The sequence below is a fragment of the Nocardiopsis sp. B62 genome, from assembly GCF_018070675.1.
GTDB lineage: Bacteria > Actinomycetota > Actinomycetes > Streptosporangiales > Streptosporangiaceae > Nocardiopsis > Nocardiopsis prasina.
Genome location: NZ_JAGPXK010000016.1, coordinates 45424 through 63692 on the forward strand (window position 1 = coordinate 45424; position 18269 = coordinate 63692).

An 18269-nucleotide genomic window follows, 5' to 3' on the forward strand; every position below is an offset into this window, starting at 1 on the left:
GAACGGCCCCCCGGGTGGTGCACCGCCCGGGGCCGTACCGATGAGAGAGGGGCGCCCCCGCCAGGGAGCGCCCCTCTGCTCGTGCGTCGTGCGAGCGCACGGCGTGTGCCCCGGGCCCGGTGGACCGGGAGCAGCCCTACCCCTTCACCGCCCCGGCGGTGAGGCCGTCGCTGATGTAGCGCTGGAGGAACCAGAACACGATCAGCGTGGGCAGGGACAGCATCAGCGCGCCCACCGCGAACATCCCGAAGTTGGCGTTGCGCTGCGAGGCGACCAGTTGGTACAGCCCCAGGCCCAGCGTCTTGGCGTCGGTGTCCCTCAGGAACACGCTGGCCATCAGGAACTCGTTGATGGTGGAGATGAACACCAGCAGCGCCACGATCGCCAGCACCGGGGTCACCAGCGGAAGCATGATCCGGAAGAACACCTGCGCGTGGGTGGCGCCGTCGATCTGCGCTGACTCGTCCAGCTCCTTCGGCACCGTGTCGAAGAAGCCCTTCATGAGCCACGTGTTGATGCTCAGCGCACCGCCCAGGTACACCAGCAGCAGACCCCACCGGGTGTCGAAGCCGATCGCCGGGTAGAGCTCACCGATGTTGGAGAACATCAGGTAGATGGCGACGATCGCCAGGAACTGCGGGAACATCTGGATGATGAGCAGGCCGATCAGGCCCACCCTGCGCCCCTTGAACCGCATCCGGCTGAAGGCGTAGGCCGCCAGCGCCGAGAGCAGCACCGTCACCGCCGCGTTGGTGGTCGCGAAGAACAGCGAGTTCGCGTACCAGGTGGTGAACGGCGTGTTCCGGAACAGGTCCCGGGCGTTGTCCAAGCTCGCTCCGGTGGGCCACAGCTGCGCGCTGCTCAGGGTGCCGACGGGGTTGAGGGCGGCCGAGACCACGAACAGCACCGGGAAGATCGCGAAGGCCACGACCACCACCATGACCGCGTGCCGCCACCCCAGACGTCGGGCCCACAGCGCGAACCGGGTGGCTCCGCTGCGCGTGTGGGGCGCGCGTACCGCATCGGGAACGCCGACCGTCATCGGTCCACCTCCTTGAGGGCCTTGCTCCGACTCAGACTGACCACGGAGATCACGGAGACGATGAGGAAGATCATCACCGAAAGCGCCGCCGCGTACCCGTACTGCGCCGTGGCCTCGTTGAAGGCCAGCCGGTAGGTGTAGGTGATGAGCAGGTCCGTGCCGCCCGCCGTCGGGTTGTCCGGCGAGAACGGCCCGCCCCTGGTGATCAGCCACACCGCGTTGAAGTTGTTGAAGTTGAACGCGAACGTGGCGATGAGGATCGGGGTCATGGCGACCATCAGCAGGGGCAGGGTGACGTGCCGGAAGGCCTGCCACGGGCCCGCTCCGTCGATCTGCGCCGCCTGCCCCAGCTCGCGGGGGATCGCCTGCAACGCCCCGGTGGCCACCAGGAACATGTAGGGGTACCCCAGCCACACGTTGGCGAGGATGACGGCTGCCCGGGCGGTCCACACGTCGCCGAGCCAGTCGATCTGGAGCCCGAGCATCCGGTTGAAGAGGCCGAAGTCGGTGTTGAACATGTCCCGCCACAGCAGGAACATGGCCAGCGAACTCATGGCGTAGGGCAGGATCACCAGGACGCGGTAGAGCACCTTGCCGCGCATCCTCGGCACGTGCAGGGTCAGGGCGATCCCCAGACCCACCACGAACACGAGCCCGGTGACGGACACCGCGAACACCAGGTTCCACAGCAGGATGCCGAAGAACGAGCCGGCGAAGGTCGGGTTGAGCAGGAAGCGCGCGAAGTTGTCGAGACCGACGTTGACCTGCCAGCCCTGGGCCAGCCGCTGTCCGTCCTCGTTGTAGAAGGCGCCGCGTTCGTTGTCGGCCGTGTAGACCTCACCGCTCTCGGAGTCGGTGACGCAGTCGCAGCCCTGGTCGTAGACCCGGACAGCGCTGCCCTCGAACGCGCTGGACAGTCCGCTGGAGCGGATGCCCGATCCATCGTCGGTGGGGACCGCGAACTCCTGGAGTTCGTCGCTGCGCGCGTTCACCTCGGCGGGCGTCAGGATCGTGTACCCGAACGCGCTGGTGACCTTCCCGGCTGCGTCGACGTCGGCACCGCCGAGGTCGCTCAGACCGTCCGCGGTGCCCACGTGGGCGCGGCCCTCGGCGTCGGTGAGCAGGAAGGCCAGCTCACCGGTCTCGGGGTCTCCCGTGGTGGCGACGGTGAGCACGTACTCGGGGGAGTCGGGGTCGCGGGTGACCGAGAACGCCTCGATGGCCGCGACGGCCCGGTCCTTGTCGCCCCGGTGGCCGTCGCTGAGGTTGGTCACCGAGGTGCTCATCGTGTAGAGCACCGGCAGGATCTGGAACGCCAGGAGGAACACCACGCCCGGCACCAGGTACTTCGCCGGGACGGTGCGTTTGGACAGGTAGACGTAGTAGACCAGGCCGACCACCAGGGTGACCAGGCCGATGCCCCACCAATTGCCCGCCACGTACAACGGCAGGACCGCCCACACGCCGAAGGCGGTGAACACGCTGAGCAGGGCGATTCTGACGAGCTGGCCGACGATCGACCCGTTGGCGGCGAACCGGCCCCCGGGTAGCGGTGGACGGGCGGGCGTCCCGGAGGAGGGCGGGCCCGCGCCGTCGCGGCTGGAAGCTGCCACCTCTACTGGCCGATCTGCTCGGCGATGGTGTCGTGGGCGGCCTCCATGGCCTCGCGGACGTCCCCGCCCGCGATGGCCTGGGCCTGGGCCTGGCCCAGCGGGTCCCAGGTCTCGCCCATCTCGGGGATCGACGGCATCGGCATGCCCTCGGCACCGGCCTCGGCGATCGCGGCGATGTTGGCGTCGTCGGCGGAGACGGCCTCCAACGCCTCGTTCTGCACGGGGGTGCGCGGGTCGGCGTCGTAGAGGCTGAGGATGAAGTCGGTGGAGGTGACGTAGTTGGTCACGAACTCCTGGGCCAGGGCGCTGTTGGCGCTGCCCTCGGTGACGAAGAAGGCGTGGTAGCCGATGTAGGGGCTGGCCGGGGCCTCGCCCTCGAAGCCGGGGATGGGGCTGATCCCGAAGTCGATGCCCGCGTCGTTGGCGTCACCGATGTTCCACGGCCCGGCGATGAAGAAGGGGGCCTCCTCCTCGTAGAAGAGGTTGGCGTCGTTCTCCGTGTCGATGGAGCGGCGCAGCACGCCCTCTCCGTCCTCGCCGTACTCGGCGATCCTCTCCATGGCGGCGACGGACTCGTCCGAACCCACGCCGAGGTCGGCGGGGTCCCAGGTGCCGGTCTCATCCTGCCCGAAGAGGTAGCCGCCAGCCGAGGTGAACAGCGCGTTCATCCGGAAGGGCTCGCCCTCCTGGCCGATCGCCATGGCCAGGACCTCGCTGGTGTCACCCGCGTCCTTGAGTTCACTGCCGACCTCGACGAGCTCCTCGAAGGTCTCCGGGGCGTCGGGGACCAGCGCCGTGTTGCGCATCAGGAAGATGTTCTCCTGGGAGTACGGGACACCGAAGAGCTGCCCGTCGTAGGAGAGCGCCTCGACGGCGGTCTCGTCCACGCCCCCGGACTGGTCGCCGGTGAGCTCGACCGGGGAGACCGCGCCGTTGCGGACCAGGTTGCCGGTCCAGTCGTGCGCCCCGATGAAGACGTCGGGGGCGTTGCCCGCCTGGTGGGCGTTGAGGAGGTCGCCCTGGATGTCGTCGAAGGCCAGTCCCTGGACGTCCACCTCGATACCGTTGGCCTCGGCGAACTCGGCGGCCGCGCTCTGGATGGCGTCGGCGCGTTCGGGGTCGGACCAGATGACGAGGGTGCCCTCGGCGGCTCCCTCATCGCCACCGTCCGAACCGTCGCTGCTGCATGCGGTCGCCACCAGGGCGATCGCGGCGATACCGGCGGCCGCTGAAGCGCTGCGGGATCTCATGGTGTCTTCCTTCCGGGAGGACTGCGGAGGTGGGCGCATGCGGGTCACCGGGGGGACCGGGTCCGTTGCGGGCATGCGTGGTGATGTGACGTTAGCAATAACTTGCAGGCTTTGAAAGTCTTTGCAGACGCCGGGGATAAAGATGTGGAAACACCCCGGAAACGAATGGGGTGACCGGTGCGGGGAGTGGCTCGGCGCTCACTCCGGGTCGGTGTCGCGCTCCGCGGCGTCCTCCGGGATCAGCTGTTCGGGCCTCGGCCAGCGCCTCGGCCGGGCCCCCTTCGCCGATGATGTCCGCGCTGGCCTGCGAGAACGGGCTCCACGCCGCCTCCATCCCGGGGACAGCGGACACCGGAAGGCGACCCTCGCCCGCGCGCTGCAAGGCCAGCAGGGTTCGGGTCCTGGTTGGCCACCATCTCCAGGGCCGTGTCCGGCGCGGGGCGCGGCCACACCCGGGTCCGTGGGGTCGGGACCGCCCGAGGTGTTCTCCCCGAACAGGTAGCCGTCGGCAGAGGGAACGGGTGGACGTGGTGGGCGTCGCCCTCATCGCCCACCTGGACGCTCAGTGGCCGGTCCACCGCACCCGAGTCCACCCAGGTCCGTACCGGTCTCCACCATCGCCTCCGACGAGTCGGGGGGCTCCGGGACCAGGTCGGTGTTGCGGGACGGCTTCTCAGTCGGGTAGGGCACCCGTGTACGCGGCCTCGTGGGTCAGGGCGTCCAGGGCGCCCAAGGAGAACAGGTCGGTGTCGTCGGCGGACAGCCTGGACCGGCCCCGCCTACGGCAGGCCCCGGACGAGCGGGCGGAGGTGCGCCCCGCGGAAGGGGATGTGAAGGGGGAACGCGTGGAGGCGGGTGCCGGGCGGCGCTCACACCGTCCGGCACCCGGGGGCTCACGGCCCGGTCAGGCGCGTAGCCACGCCGAGGTCTCGGCGGGCAGGGACAGCGTGCCGTCGGCCAGTTCGGCGCCGGGGCCGCTGGCTACCAGGACCTCACCGGAGGCAGGCAGTTCGACGGCGTCACCGCTCAGGTTGACCGCCACCCGCACACCGGGCTCACGCTCGAAGTACAGGACGCCCTCGGGGGAGTCCAGCCAGCTCATCGAGCCGTCGCCCAGGGCCTCCAGCTCACGGCGCAGACCGAGGGCGGCGGTGTACAGCTCCAGGGTCGAACCCTCCACACCGCGCTGACAGGCGCGGGCCAGCTCCGCCCACACCTCGGGGACCGGCAGCCACGGCGAGCTGCCGTCGGGGCCGAACCCGTACGGGGCGACGTCGCCCTCCCACGGCAGCGGCACGCGGCAGCCGTCGCGGCCCCGCTCGGTGCGGCCCGAACGCTCCCAGGTGGGGTCCTGGAGCGACTCCTCCGGGAGGTCGGTGACCTCCGGCAGGCCCAGCTCCTCGCCCTGGTACAGGTAGACCGAGCCGGGCAGGCCCAGCATCAGCAGGGTGGCCGCGCGCGCACGCCGCAGCCCCTGGTCGCCACCACCGAAACGGGTCACGTGCCGGGTGACGTCGTGGTTGGACAGCACCCACGTGGTCGTCGCCCCGACGGCGCCGTTGGCGGCCAGGGAACCTTCGATCACCTCGCGCAGGCGCCCGGCGTCCCACGGCGCGGTGAGGTACTCGAAGTTGAACGCCTGGTGCAGCTCGTCCGGGCGCAGGTAGCGCGCCACCCGCTCGGCGTCCTCCACCCAGGCCTCGGCCACCAGAGTCCGGTCGCCCGGGTACCCGGCGGCGATACGCGACCAGCGGCGGTAGATGTCGTGGACGCCGTCCTGGTCGAAGTAGGGCAGCGAGGTGCTGCCGTCGAGCAGGTCCGCCTTGGCGTCGGGGTCGATGTCGGGCAGCGCCGGGTCCTTGACCATGCCGTGCGCCACGTCGATTCGGAACCCGTCCACCCCGCGGTCCAGCCAGAAGCGCAGGACGTCGTCGAACTCGTCGTGCACCTCCTGGTTGCTCCAGTCGAAGTCCGGCTGCTCGGGGTCGAACAGGTGCAGGTACCACTGCTCGGGGGTGCCGTCGGCGGTCTTGAGGCGGGTCCAGGCCGGACCGCCGAAGATCGACTTCCAGTTGTTGGGCGGCTCCTCGCCGTCCGTCCCCCGGCCGTCACGGAAGACGTACCGCGAACGCGCGGCGCTGCCCGGTTCGGCGGCCACGGCCTCGCGGAACCAGCGGTGCGCGGAGGAGGAGTGGTTGGGGACCACGTCGATGATCATGCGGATGCCCAGTTCGTGGGCGGTGGACAGGAGGGCGTCGAAGTCCTCCAGGGTGCCGAACCGGGGGTCGACGTCGCGGTAGTCGGCGACGTCGTAGCCGCCGTCGGCCAGCGGCGAGACGTAGAAGGGGGTCAGCCAGATCGCGTCCACGCCGAGCTCGGCCAGCTGGGGGAGGCGCTCGCGGATTCCGGTGAGGTCCCCCTCACCGTCCCCGTTGGAGTCGGCGAAGCTGCGCACGTAGATCTGGTAGATGGCCGCCTCGCGCCACCAGTGAGACTGGTCCTTCATCTGTGGGGGTCCTTCCGGATCATGGCTGCAAGTTCTTGCGCAAGATTACCGCCAACTTTCGTCCCTGTGTCAGGAATCTCGACTAGAGTTGCCGCATGGGTCCACGACTTGCCGACATCGCACGGCACGCAGGCGTCAGCGAGGCCACCGTCTCGCGGGTGCTGAACGACAAGCCCGGCGTCGGAAGCGCCACGCGCAAGGCCGTCCTCACCGCGCTCGACGTGCTCGGATACGAACGCCCCGCCCGGCTGCGCCAGCGCTCCGCCGGTCTGGTCGGCATGGTCATCCCCGAGTTGGAGAACCCGGTCTTCCCGATGTTCGCCCAGGCGGCCGAAGGCGCCCTGGCGCAGCGTGGGTACACGCCCGTGCTTTGCACCCAGACCCCCGGCGGGATATCAGAGGACGAGTACGTGGAACTCCTCCTGGAGCGCAACGTCTCCGGCATCCTCTTCGTCTCCGGAAAGCACGCCGACACCACCGCCTCGCACGAGCGCTACCAGGCCCTGGTCTCCCGGAGGCTGCCGATCGTGCTGGTCAACGGATACACGGAGTCCGTCCCGGCGGCCTTCATCTCCGCCGACGACCGTGAGGCCGGACGCCTGGCCGTCAACCACCTCGTCGCCCTCGGCCACACCCGCATCGGCTTCACCAGCGGACCCGAGCGCTACGTCCCGGTCCGCCGCAAGCTGGAGGGCTACCACCAGGCCCTCGCCGAGCACGGCCTGGACGGCGACGACCTCGTCCAGCTCTCCCTCTTCGGTGTCGAGGGCGGGCACGCCGCAGCGGGCCGCCTCATCGAACGCGGGGTCACCGCCATGGTCTGCGGCTCCGACATCATGGCCCTGGGCGCGATCCGCGCCGCCCGCCAGCACGGCCTGCGCGTACCCCAGGACTTCTCCGTGGTCGGTTACGACGACTCCCAGCTCATCGCCTTCACGGACCCGCCGCTGACCACCGTCCGCCAGCCCGTCAACGCGATGGCCATGGCCGCCGTGCGGGCCCTGTGCGACGAGATCGCCGGGCACCCCGTCTCGCACGCCGAGTACGTCTTCGACCCCGAGCTGGTCGTGCGCGGTTCCACGGCGGCCGCCCCCGCAGCGACCGTGCCCGGCCCGTCCGCGCAGAGCCACCTGGACGTCCCCTCCCCACTGCGCCGGGACCCCCAGGACGCCACCCAAGGAGTCTGATCCCGGGCCTGCCCGGACGGGGCAGCCGGGCCGCGGTGAGTGTCAGGGCACGTCGTCGGGTCGGCGACACTGGAGACATGCCATCCGTAGCCCTCGACGGCGAACCCGTGCCCCGGACCGGGGAACTCCCCGAGACCTCCCTCGCCGAACTCGGCGAGCGCCCGCTCGGGTTCTACGTCCACGTGCCCTTCTGTGTCACCCGCTGCGGCTACTGCGACTTCAACACCTACACCGCCGACGAACTCGTCTCACGGGACGGAACCGCCACGGCCTCCCGGGAGACCTACGCCGGGCAGGCGGCGGGCGAGGTCGCCCTGGCCGACCGGGTGCTGACCGGCCAACGCCCGCCGGTCAGCACCGTGTTCGTGGGCGGCGGCACACCCACCCTGCTCTCACCCGAGGACCTCGGGCTCGTCCTCGGTGAGATCCGCGACCGCTTCGGACTCACCCCCGACGCGGAGATCACCACCGAGGCCAACCCGGAGACGGTCGACCCCGACTACCTCGTACGTCTCCGGAAGGCCGGGTTCACCCGGGTGTCCTTCGGTATGCAGAGCGCCCGACCCCACGTCCTGCGCGTCCTGGAGCGAGGTCACACCCCGGGCCGCCCCGAACAGTGCGTGACGTGGGCCCGCCAGGCCGGGTTCGAGCACGTCAACCTGGACCTCATCTACGGCACACCGGGGGAGAGCGACGAGGACTGGGCGGCCTCCCTGGACGCCGCCATCGGTGCCGGGCCCGACCACGTCTCCGCCTACTCCCTGATCGTGGAGGACGGAACCCGGTTGGCCGCCCGCGTCCGCCGGGGCGAACTCACCGAACCGGATGACGACGCCATGGCCGACCGCTACCTCATGGCGGACGAGGCCCTGGCCAGGGCCGGGTACACCCCCTACGAGGTGTCCAACTGGGCCCGCAGCACCGAGGGGCGCAGCGCCCACAACATGCTCTACTGGACCGGCGGTCACTGGTGGGGGATCGGCCCGGGCGCGCACAGCCACGTGGGCGGGACCCGCTGGTGGAACGTCAAGCACCCCGCCGCCTACGCGGCCCGCCTGGCCGCCGGGGACAGCCCGGCCCAGGCCCGAGAGGTGCTCACCGAGGCCGAGCGCAGGTTCGAGCGGGTCCTGTTGGAACTGCGTGTGGACGGCGGCTGCCCGCTGGAACTCCTGGACGCCCCGGGCCTGGCCGCCGCCGAACGCCTGGTCAAGGAGGGGCTCCTGGACCCCGTGGCCCACTCCGGGGGGCGCGCCGCGCTGACCCGGCGCGGCAGACTGCTCGCCGACGCGGTGGTTCGCGACCTCACCTGAGTCACACGAGAAGGAGGGGCCCGGCTTCGCGCCGGGCCCCTCCTTCTCGCGTCGATCCCCGGGTCACTTCACCCAGTCGACGTCCATCGGGTAGCGGGCCCACTCGCCCCGGTCCACCGCCGACGCCGCGCGGAAACCGGAGACGATCGAGAAGATCGCCAGGCCGATCAGCCCGAGGAAGCCGATCACGATGCTCGTGAGGATCCACGAGATCGTGTAACCGATCAGCAGCACCAGCTGGAAGCTGAGCGCCCGGGCGGCCTGGTCGCGGACGTACGGTGACTCGTCCTTCTTCGAGATGTACACGATGAGCGGCAGCAGCCAGCAGAGGAAGCCGCCGCCGATGTGGGCGAGCTTCGCTGAGCTGCGCTCCTCCGGGGTCGGCATGTAGGCACCGTAGCCCTGGGCGCCGGGCTGCTGGTAGCCGCCGTACTGACCGCCGTGGGGAGGCGGGTAACCACCGGGCTGCTGGTACCCGCCCTGGGGGTACCCGCCCTGGGGGTAGCCACCGGGCTGCTGGTAGCCGCCCTGGGGCGACGGGTAGCCGCCGGACTGGGGGCCGCCGTAGGGGGCGGGCGGACCACCGGGCACGCCGCCCTGCTGCGGGTAACCGGGCGGTGGCGGGTAGCCCCCGGACTCGCCCTGACCGTAGGGGTCGTTGGGGTTCGGGGTGTTCGGGTACGACATGGTGGTTCCTTGGTGTGTGGGAGAGAGGTGGCTACTTCAGGAGTCGGATGCTCACGGGGTAGCGGGTCCAGGCTCCCTTGTTGGCTCCGGAGGCTCCCAGAACGCCGAAGACGATGGAGATGATCCACACGAGGGCGATGAGCAGGTAGCCGATCCAGGACAGGCCGGGGAAGAAGATACCCAAGCCGAAGAACGCGACGCCAGCGAAGACGTACGGGATCAGCATAGTGATCTGGAAGTTCGCCGCTTCCGACGCGTGGTGCCGGATGAACGGTGACTGGTTGCGCTTGGCGAAGTAGACGGCCAGCGGCGGGATCCAGCCCAGGAAGGCGATCACGAAACCGGACAGGTGCGCGAGCATGGCGACGAGTACGTCGTTGCCGCCACCGGTCGGCTGCTGGACCGGCGGCTGCCCGTAGACCTGCTGGGGCTGCTGGTACTGCTCCCCGTAACCGGCCTGGGGATGCGCCTGTGCGGGCTGGGCCTGCTGGAACTGCGGCTGAGCGTACCCCTGGGGGGCGTAGCCAGCCTGAGCCTGGTCAGCGACTGGCTGACCCCAGGCGGGCTGTGCGCCGCTCTGCTGGGCCTGCGCCTCCGGCTGGCCCCAGTGCGGCTGCTGCGGCTGGCCACCGGCGGGCTGGACCCACGTCGGCTGCGCGCCGCTCTGCTGCGATTGGCCGTACGCCTGTCCCTCGGGCTGGCCCCAGTGGGGCTGCTGCGGCTCGCCGCCCGTCGACTGCTCCCAACCGGGCTGGACCTGTTGGGGCTGGCCGTAGGCCTGGGGCTGCGGAGTCTGCGCCCCGGGCTGGCCCCAACCGGGTTGAGCACCGGTCTGCGGTGGGCCGTACGCCTGCGCCTGTTCCTGCGGCTGTCCCCAGCCGGGCTGTTGGGGCGCCTGGGGCTGACCGCCGGTGTTGGGTCCCCAGCCGGGCTGTGCCTGTTGGGGCTGGCTGTAGGCCTGGGGCTGCGGGGCCTGTGCCCCGGGCTGGCCCCATCCGGGCTGGGGTTGCTGCGGGTCGCCGCCGGGTACTCCCCAGCCGGGCTGTGCGCCGCTGGGCTGCTGGGGCGCCTGGGGCTGACCGCCCGTGTCGTGACCCCACCCGGGCTGTGCGCCGCTCGGCTGCGCCTGGGCCTGTTGGGGCTGGCCGTAGGCCTGCGCCTGCTGGGGCTGACCGGACTGCTCGGGTGCCTGCGGCTGAGCTCCGGCGGGCTGCCCCCAGGCGGGCTGAGCCCCGCTCTGCTGCTGGCCGTGGGCCTGCGCGTCGGGCTGGCCCCAACCGGGCTGCGCGCCGCTCTGCTGCGCGGGATCCTGCGGCGGTCGCCGCTGTCCCTGCGGGTCGTCCGGCGACGGATGACTGGACGGGGTCTCGCTCATGCTCTTCCTTGACTCCGCTGTTGGGGGCGCTTGCTGTCTGCCCGAAGGATTCGGGCCGTACCGACGACCGCGGAGGGCCGGAGGCCGTGTCGCCCGACGGAAACGGGGGAGCGGTTTCCCGGGGGATCCATCAGACCACGTGATCGTGACAATCCTAGTGTTCCGCGGTGTGCGGTCCCGTGACGAAGTCGATGAGCTCCTCCACCCGCCCCAGCAGGGAGGGTTCGAGGTCCCCGTAGCCACGGACCGAGCCCAGGATGCGGCGCCAGGCCTCACCCGTCTCCATCCGCCAGCCAAGAGCGTCCACGACGCCCTCCTTCCAGGGCAGACCCCGAGGGATCTCGGGCCAGGCCCCGATCCCCACCGCGCTCGGACGCACCGCCTGCCACACATCCACGTAGGGATGGCCGACCACGAGCACGTCCGCGCCCCGGGCGCGCTCGGCGATCCGGCTCTCCTTTGAACCCGGAACCAGGTGGTCGACCAGGACTCCCAGACGGCGCCCCGGCCCCGGCTCGAACTCCGCCACCACTGCGGGAAGGTCGTCGACCCCCTCCAGGAACTCGACGGCCACCCCCTCCACACGGAGGTCGTGGCCCCAGACCTTCTCGACCAGTTCGGCGTCGTGGGCGCCCTCGACGTAGATCCGGCTCTCGCGGGCCGTGCGCGCCCGCGCGTCGGTCACCGCGATCGACCCCGAGGCGCTGCGCAGCGGACCCTTGGGGGCCTCCGTCGGACGCACCAGTGTCACGGGTTCACCGTCCACGAGGAAGGCGGCCTGACCCAGCTCGAACACCCTGCGGCACCCGTCCCGGTCCTCCAGGGTCACCGCGGCCTTGTCCCAGGACACCACGGCCCCGCAGAAGGTCTCGTCGGCGTCCTCCACGACCAGGTCACGACTGAGGGGTATCTCGCGGACCGCACCCTTCTTCGGTCGCCGCCAGTCTCCCGCCAGAACGTCGCGGCCGTAACGGCCGGTTCCCTTGGTAACCACGGTGGTGCAGTCTACTGGTGAAGGACCCCGGACGCCCGCTGGCGGGTGGCGCACGTCGCGGATCCGACAAGGAAGAAGCGACCCCCGTCCCCGTGTTACTGCGTGCGGGTAGCCGTGCGGGTTTGCGGCCGGGCATAGAATTAGCACTGAGGACCTTGGAGTGCCAGGAGGTGGCGAGTTGCTGGATGAGCGCAAGCTCGCGGTCCTGCGTGCGGTCGTCGAGGACTTCGTCAACACCAACGAACCCGTGGGTTCCCGGGCGTTGGCGGACCGTCACCCCCTTGGTGTCTCCCCGGCGACCATTCGCAACGACATGGTCGCCCTCGAGGAGGACGGCTACATCACCCAACCCCACACCAGTGCGGGACGGGTGCCCACCGACAAGGGGTACCGGCTCTTCGTGGACCGGCTCTCCTCCGTCAAGCCGCTCTCGGCGGCCGAACGGCGAGCCATCGAGTCCTTCCTCGGCGGTGCCGTGGACCTCGACGAGATCGTCGCCCGCACGGTGCGGCTGCTCGCGCAGCTCACCCGGCAGGTCGCGATCGTCCAGTACCCGTCGCTGACCCGCTCGTCGGTCCAGCACGTGGAACTGGTGCCGCTCGGCGGCCAGCGCATCATGATGGTCGTCATCACCAACACCGGCCGAGTCGAACAGCGCGTCATCGACGGGCTGGGATCGGTCAGCGAGACCGTGGTCGACGACCTGCGCAACATGCTCAACCGCGCCATCGCGGGCCGACACCTCGGTGACGTGCCGGACGCGGTGGAGGACCTGCCCGCCCAGGTCGCACCGGAGGACCGACCCGTCGCGGTCGCGGTCCTCTCCATCCTGCTGGAGAGCCTCGTGGAAAGACACGAGGAGAAGATCGTTCTGGCGGGAACCGCCAACCTGGCCGCGGTCGACTTCGCGGCCAGCCTGCGCGAGGTGCTCGAAGCACTGGAAGAGAACATGGTCCTCATCCGACTGCTCGGTGAGGCCAAGGACCCCTCCATGCTCACGGTGCGCATCGGCGCGGAGAACTTCCACGAGGGCCTTCGATCCACTTCCATCGTGTCGGCTGACTACGGCGTGGGAAACCAGTCGCTGGCCAAGATCGGAGTGGTGGGCCCGACCCGTATGGACTACCCAGGGACGATGGGCGCCGTCCGTGCGGTGGCCCGGTATGTCGGACAGATTTTGGCAGGACAGTAACTCAGTGGCCAGAGACTATTACCAGGTTCTCGGGGTGCGTCGCGACGCGTCCAAGGACGAGATCAAGAAGGCGTACCGGCGGCTCGCGCGCGAGCTCCACCCGGACATCAACCCGGACCCCGCGACCCAGGAGCGCTTCAAGGAAGTGACCCAGGCCTACGAGGTCCTCTCCGACGAGAACAAGCGTCGGATGTTCGACATGGGTCAGGACCCCTTCGCCCCCGGTGGCGGTGGCGGTGCCGGAGGTTTCGGCAACGCTGGCGGGTTCGCCTTCGACGACATCATGAACGCCTTCTTCGGCGGAGGACAGCCCGGCGGCCGCGGCCCCCGGGAACGGGTCCGGCGCGGACGCAGCATCAAGATCCGCATCGAACTCGACCTCGTCGAGACCGCTTTCGGGGTCAGCCGGGAGATCACCTTCCCGACCGCGATCCTCTGTGAGACCTGCCAGGGCGAGGGCACGGCGGCCGGTTCGCACCGGACCACCTGCGACATGTGCCACGGCCAGGGCGAGGTCTCCCAGGTCACGCGCTCCTTCCTCGGCCAGGTCATGACCTCGCGCCCGTGCCCGCAGTGCTCGGGTCAGGGCTCGGTCATCACCAACCCCTGCGGCGACTGTGCGGGCGAGGGCCGGGTCCGGGAGAAGGTCACCCGGACCGTGAAGATCCCCGCCGGTGTCGACGACGGCACCCGCATCCAGCTCGCCGGCGAGGGCGAGGTCGGCCCCAACGGCGGACCGCGCGGCGACATCATCCTGGAGATCGTCCAGAAGCCGCACCCGACCTTCGAGCGTCGCGGCGACGACCTGCACTGCACCATCACCGTCCCCATGACGGCGGCGGCGCTGGGTGCCTCGTGCGCCTTCGACACCCTCGACGGCACCGAGAACATCGACCTGCGTCCGGGGACCAACTCGGGCCACGTCATCACCCTGCCCGGCAAGGGCGTCACCCACCTCGACGGCGGCGGCCGGGGCGACCTGCGCATCCGTGTGGACGTGGAGACCCCGGGCAAGCTGGACGAGGAGCAGGAGGCCCTGCTGCGCAAGTTCGCGGAGCTGCGTGGGGAGGACCAGAACCCGGGCCGCTTCAGCCCCGGGCACGGTGGGTTCTTCTCCAAGATCCGCGACGCCTTCGGAGCCAAGTGACCCCGCCGGTCTTCCTGGTCGGGACCGCCGTGCTGGCGGGCGACCGGATCCGTCTGGACGGTCCGGAGGGACGCCACGCGGTGGCGGTCCGACGCATCGGTGAGGGCGAGACCGTCGACCTCTCCGACGGTCTCGGCCTTCGCGTGCGCTGCGAGGTCGACGAGGTCGTCGGCAAGGACACGCTCGTCTGCCGTGTGGTGGAACGCCGGAGCGAACCCGAGCCCCGACCCCGGATCACCGTGGTGCAGGCCCTGCCCAAACGGGACCGGGGTGAGCTCGCGGTGGAGATGATGACCGAGGCCGGGGTCGACGCCGTCGTGCCCTGGTCCGCCGAGCGCTGTGTCACGCAGTGGAAGGGCGACCGGGGTGCCAAGGCCCTGGCCAAGTGGCGGGCGAGCGCCAGGGAGGCGGCCAAGCAGGCCCGCCGTGCCCGGACGCCCGAGGTCACCGAACCACTGGACCGCAAGGGGGTGTCCGCCCTGCTCGCCGAGGCGGACCTCGCCGTGGTCCTGCACGAGGAGGGGGCGGGGCGGCTCTCGGAGCTCCCACTGCCGGAGGAACCCCACGGTTCGGGGATCGTCCTGGTGGTCGGGCCCGAGGGCGGGATCTCCGAGGCCGAGCTGGCCGCCTTCGACGCGGCCGGTGCGGCCCGGGCCCTGCTGGGCCCCTCGGTCCTGCGCACCTCCACAGCCGGGGTGGCCGGACTGTCCGTGCTCCAGGCCCGCACGGGACGCTGGTGAACGGACACGGACACGGACACGGACACGGACACGGTCCGGGTCCGTCCCCGGTGACCGTGACCGTGACCGGGTAGCCGGGACACTCACGGAAGACACGACGAAGGGCCCGTGGAGGATTCCACGGGCCCTTCGTCATGTCCGTTCCCTGGTGCGGTCGGGGGTCAGCTCACGCTGGCCCCGTCCTCCTCACCGCCGCCGCCGGAACCGCTGCCGGGGTCCTCGGAGCCCTCGTCGGGATCCGGGTCACCGCCGCCTCCGGGGCTGGTGGGCTCGTCGGTGGGCTCTTCCCGCGGCTCGTCGGTCGGGGCGCAGGTCTCCTTGTCGGAGCCCCTGTCGTCCCGGTCGTCGTCCTTGTTCTTCCTGTCCTCGTCACGGGCGCCGTCGGTCGCGGCCGGGACGAGCTCCTCACCGGGCGGGCACGAGGAGGTGGCCTCGAAACCGTCGTCCTCCGAGGAGGAGGGCGAGCTGTCGGGGCTGGGGGAGCCCTCGGGGTCGTCCCCCGCCTCCTCCTCCAGCTTGCTGCTGCCGGAGGTGGAGTCCGTCGACGGGTCGGGAGCCGCCACGCCGTCGCCCCCGTCGGACTGGGTCTCGGGCGGGGTGCCCGCGCGGTCGGCCCCGGCCGGGACGATCTCCAGGACCTGTTCGCGGACCTGCGGACTCGACATGATCACCGAGGCGGCGATGAGCACGGCCGCAGCCACGGCCGTCACGGGACGGAGCCACGGCAGCCCGAACCACGACGATCCGCGTTGGCGCTCGGTGCGCTCACGGATGAGGTTGAGGCCTTCGGCCGAGGGTGTGACCTCGTCGGCCTCGGCGCGCAGTATCTGGCGGAGCTGGTCCTCGAACTCCGGTTCGTTCCTATCGTTGGGGCTACTCATGACGTCTGCTCCAGTACAGAGCGAAGGGAGGAGATGCCGCGCGAGGTGTGGCTCTTGACCGCGCCTCGGCTGATGCCCATGGCGTCCGCGATCTGTGCCTCGGACAGATCACCGTAGTACCGGAGCACGATGGCCTCTCGCTGACGGGTGGGTAGCTTGCGCAGGGCGGTGATGACCGCCTCGCGCTCGAGCAGGTTCATGGCCCCGTGCTCGGCGCTGGGTGCGTCGGGCAGGGCCTTGGGGGCGTGCTTCTCGACGACTGCCCTGTGGCGCAGTACCGACCTGGCCTTGTTCACCACCGCCTGGCGGAGGTAGGAGAGGGCCTTGTTCGGGTCCCTGAGGCGACGCCAGGCGCCGTGCATGGCGACGAAGGCGTCCTGGACGACCTCCTCGGCGGTCGCGTGGTCCCGCACGAGCAGGGCGGCGAGCCGAACGAGCGGACGGTAGTGCTCCCGGTAGAGCTCCGTCACGGCATGGTCAGCGTCCCACTCGACCGAGAGTGGCGCCGTGGTGGCATTGGCCACCAAGGTTTCTGTCGTCACATCAGTTCGACGCACACCCTTGTCGCGGGGTTTACGAAAGGGCATACCTCATCATTTCCAGTAGACGTGCGTTCCGATCCGAACACGTCGGACGTGGCCGAACAGCGGGGTGTGCCCACAGTCTGACGCGCACGGAGACCAAAGACTATCGCGCTCGGATCGGTGGCTGGAGGGGAACGTGGATCGGAACGGTTGCGGAAAGGTTGAGGGTTCATCTCCCCGTGGGCCGCGCACCTGCGGCGTTTCGTGCACCTGCGGCATCATGGGCAACGGACAATCCCGAGAACCGAATGAGCGGTGCCGCCACCGAGCGCGGGCCCGCGTGACGGAAGGTGAGCGATGGTCGACCCCGACTGCCTTTTCTGCAAGATCGTGAAGGGCGAGGTCCCAGCGGACATCGTCCGCGAGGGGGAGCGCACGGTGGCGTTCCGCGACATCAACCCCCAGGCGCCCACCCACGTCCTGGTCGTCCCGCGTGAGCACCACGCCGACGCCGCCGCTGCCGCCGCCACCGACACCGGGCTGGTGGACGCCCTGGTCCGGGAGGCCCACGAGGTGGCCAAGGGCGAGGGCGTGGTGGAGTCCGGGTACCGGATGGTGTTCAACACCGGGGCCGGCGCCGGACAGACCGTCTTCCACCTGCACGCCCACGTGCTCGGCGGTCGAGGCCTGAACTGGCCCCCCGGGTAGGCGTCGCGATAATCCATCGAGCCCGCCGTGCCCCCGTTGGTAGACTCGGGGACGGGCCCCACCGGCCACTTCGGTTGTCCCACACACCCGTGGTGACCGTGTCCGACACCGTCGGGCACGGTGTGCGGCCCGTCCGCGAGGAACCCCGGGCGACCGACCCCGGGGCCGTGACCGAAGGGTAGGGACAGCGGCCGCAAGGCCACACCATGGCCGAGTCAACTCACACGAACCAGGACCCGGAGACCCAGGTCAAGGTCGTGGTTCCGGACGAACACACGATGATCAGCCTGCTGGGTTCGGGGGACGAGCTCCTCCGGGCGCTGGAGCGGTCCTTCAAGAGCGACATCCACGTCCGTGGCAACGAGTTCACGATCAGCGGTACCCCCGAGGAGACGGCCGTGGTGGTCCGCCTCGTGGAGGAGCTGATCGAGCTCGCCAAGAGCGGCACCCACGTCACCCCCGACACCATCGAGCGCATGATCCACATGCTGCGCTCGCCGGGCAAGGAACGCCCCGCGGACGTGCTGACCACCAACATCCTGTCCAACCGGGGCAAAACCATCCGCCCCAAGACGCTGAACCAGAAGCGGTACGTCGACATCATCGACGAGCGCACCGTGGTCTTCGGCATCGGCCCGGCGGGCACCGGCAAGACCTACCTGGCCATGGCCAAGGCGGTGAAGGCCCTCCAGGACAAGGAGGTCAACCGGATCATCCTCACCCGGCCCGCCGTCGAGGCCGGGGAGCGCCTGGGATTCCTGCCCGGCACCCTGTACGACAAGATCGACCCGTACCTGCGTCCGCTGTACGACGCCCTGCACGACATGCTCGACCCGGACTCCATCCCCAAACTGATGGCGGCCGGAACCATCGAGGTCGCGCCCTTGGCGTACATGCGTGGCCGGGCGCAGCCGCTGCACACGAAGGTGCTGACCCCGGAGGGGTTCCGGCCCATCGGTGACCTCCGGATCGGTGACCTGGTGATGGGCTCTGACGGGCGACCGACCCCGGTGATCGGGGTGTACCCGCAGGGGGAGAAGGCGACCTACCGTTTCTCCTCCCAGGACGGTGCCTCCACGCTGTGCTCAGAGGACCATCTGTGGACCGTCCGGA

The 18269-nt window shown here is 70.3% G+C and carries 16 protein-coding genes and 1 pseudogene; 8 read left to right on the forward strand and 9 right to left on the reverse strand.

From position 1 onward, the window contains the following. Positions 1 to 136 precede the first annotated feature (136 nt). The 4 genes from KBX21_RS17550 to KBX21_RS17565 all read right to left on the reverse strand — a co-directional run bounded on the left by KBX21_RS17550 (position 137) and on the right by KBX21_RS17565 (position 6411). A complete protein-coding gene (locus tag KBX21_RS17550) occupies positions 137 to 1042 on the reverse strand; it encodes a sugar ABC transporter permease (RefSeq protein ID WP_049574259.1) in 906 nt (301 codons plus the stop codon). Beyond that, positions 1039 to 2655 (reverse strand): ABC transporter permease subunit, encoded by a 1617-nt coding sequence (locus tag KBX21_RS17555; RefSeq protein WP_210842552.1) that lies wholly within the window; start codon positions 2653 to 2655, stop codon positions 1039 to 1041. Before KBX21_RS17555 ends, KBX21_RS17550 begins: the two co-directional genes overlap by 4 nt. A 2-nt stretch (positions 2656 to 2657) precedes the next feature. Beyond that, positions 2658 to 3905: an extracellular solute-binding protein gene (locus tag KBX21_RS17560; RefSeq protein WP_210842553.1), complete on the reverse strand. Its 1248-nt coding sequence runs from the start codon at positions 3903 to 3905 to the stop codon at positions 2658 to 2660. Between the two features lie 904 nt (positions 3906 to 4809). Continuing rightward, on the reverse strand, positions 4810 to 6411 hold the full coding sequence (locus KBX21_RS17565; RefSeq protein WP_049574270.1) for a glycoside hydrolase family 13 protein: 1602 nt from the start codon (positions 6409 to 6411) through the stop codon (positions 4810 to 4812). A gap of 95 nt (positions 6412 to 6506) precedes the next feature. On the opposite strand from KBX21_RS17565, the gene KBX21_RS17570 reads away from it, so the two are divergent. Together KBX21_RS17570 and hemW are read left to right on the forward strand one after the other, a co-directional pair. Then, a complete protein-coding gene (locus KBX21_RS17570) occupies positions 6507 to 7598 on the forward strand; it encodes a LacI family DNA-binding transcriptional regulator (RefSeq protein WP_049574273.1) in 1092 nt (363 codons plus the stop codon). Between the two features lie 77 nt (positions 7599 to 7675). Then, positions 7676 to 8908, forward strand: a complete 1233-nt coding sequence (gene hemW, locus KBX21_RS17575) for a radical SAM family heme chaperone HemW (protein ID WP_210842554.1) — start codon at positions 7676 to 7678, stop codon at positions 8906 to 8908. Between the two features lie 63 nt (positions 8909 to 8971). On the opposite strand, the gene KBX21_RS17580 is transcribed toward hemW, so the two are convergent. Next, positions 8972 to 9595, reverse strand: a complete 624-nt coding sequence (locus tag KBX21_RS17580) for a DUF4870 domain-containing protein (RefSeq protein ID WP_210842555.1) — start codon at positions 9593 to 9595, stop codon at positions 8972 to 8974. A gap of 31 nt (positions 9596 to 9626) precedes the next feature. Then, positions 9627 to 9956: a DUF4870 domain-containing protein gene (locus KBX21_RS17585; RefSeq protein ID WP_049574283.1), complete on the reverse strand. Its 330-nt coding sequence runs from the start codon at positions 9954 to 9956 to the stop codon at positions 9627 to 9629. Here KBX21_RS17585 and KBX21_RS17590 point away from each other — a divergent pair. Further along, entirely contained in the window at positions 9945 to 10982 is a 1038-nt protein-coding gene (locus tag KBX21_RS17590; RefSeq protein WP_210842556.1) for a hypothetical protein, read from the forward strand. The two genes, KBX21_RS17585 and KBX21_RS17590, sit on opposite strands and share 12 nt — an antisense overlap. Positions 10983 to 11124: 142 nt before the next feature. On the opposite strand, the gene KBX21_RS17595 is transcribed toward KBX21_RS17590, so the two are convergent. Beyond that, a complete protein-coding gene (locus tag KBX21_RS17595; RefSeq protein ID WP_210842557.1) occupies positions 11125 to 11964 on the reverse strand; it encodes a DUF3097 domain-containing protein in 840 nt (279 codons plus the stop codon). Between the two features lie 178 nt (positions 11965 to 12142). Between KBX21_RS17595 and hrcA the strand changes: the two genes are divergently transcribed. The 3 genes from hrcA to KBX21_RS17610 are packed head-to-tail and all read left to right on the forward strand — an operon-like array spanning position 12143 to position 15043. Further along, positions 12143 to 13156, forward strand: coding sequence for a heat-inducible transcriptional repressor HrcA (gene hrcA, locus KBX21_RS17600; protein WP_049574291.1), 1014 nt, complete (start codon positions 12143 to 12145; stop codon positions 13154 to 13156). Positions 13157 to 13160: 4 nt separating this feature from the next. Then, positions 13161 to 14303 carry a molecular chaperone DnaJ gene (gene dnaJ / locus KBX21_RS17605; protein WP_017546304.1) on the forward strand — a complete coding sequence of 381 codons (1143 nt, stop codon included), beginning with the start codon at positions 13161 to 13163 and terminating at the stop codon, positions 14301 to 14303. Then, the gene (locus KBX21_RS17610) at positions 14300 to 15043 is read left to right on the forward strand and encodes a 16S rRNA (uracil(1498)-N(3))-methyltransferase (RefSeq protein WP_049574294.1); all 744 of its coding nucleotides are present in this window, start codon (positions 14300 to 14302) and stop codon (positions 15041 to 15043) included. The genes dnaJ and KBX21_RS17610 overlap by 4 nt, the downstream gene beginning before the upstream one ends. A gap of 161 nt (positions 15044 to 15204) precedes the next feature. Here KBX21_RS17610 and KBX21_RS17615 read toward each other — a convergent pair whose 3' ends face one another. After that, a complete protein-coding gene (locus tag KBX21_RS17615) occupies positions 15205 to 15924 on the reverse strand; it encodes a hypothetical protein (protein WP_210842558.1) in 720 nt (239 codons plus the stop codon). After that, positions 15921 to 16451, reverse strand: coding sequence for a SigE family RNA polymerase sigma factor (locus tag KBX21_RS17620; RefSeq protein ID WP_017546301.1), 531 nt, complete (start codon positions 16449 to 16451; stop codon positions 15921 to 15923). The genes KBX21_RS17615 and KBX21_RS17620 overlap by 4 nt, the downstream gene beginning before the upstream one ends. 354 nt (positions 16452 to 16805) lie before the next feature. Between KBX21_RS17620 and KBX21_RS17625 the strand changes: the two genes are divergently transcribed. Both KBX21_RS17625 and KBX21_RS27140 read left to right on the forward strand, forming a co-directional pair. Further along, on the forward strand, positions 16806 to 17156 hold the full coding sequence (locus tag KBX21_RS17625) for a histidine triad nucleotide-binding protein (protein ID WP_049574300.1): 351 nt from the start codon (positions 16806 to 16808) through the stop codon (positions 17154 to 17156). A 206-nt stretch (positions 17157 to 17362) separates the two neighbouring features. Continuing rightward, positions 17363 to 18061, forward strand: a pseudogene (locus tag KBX21_RS27140) (PhoH family protein); the annotation flags it as partial. Between the last annotated feature and the right edge of the window lie 208 nt (positions 18062 to 18269).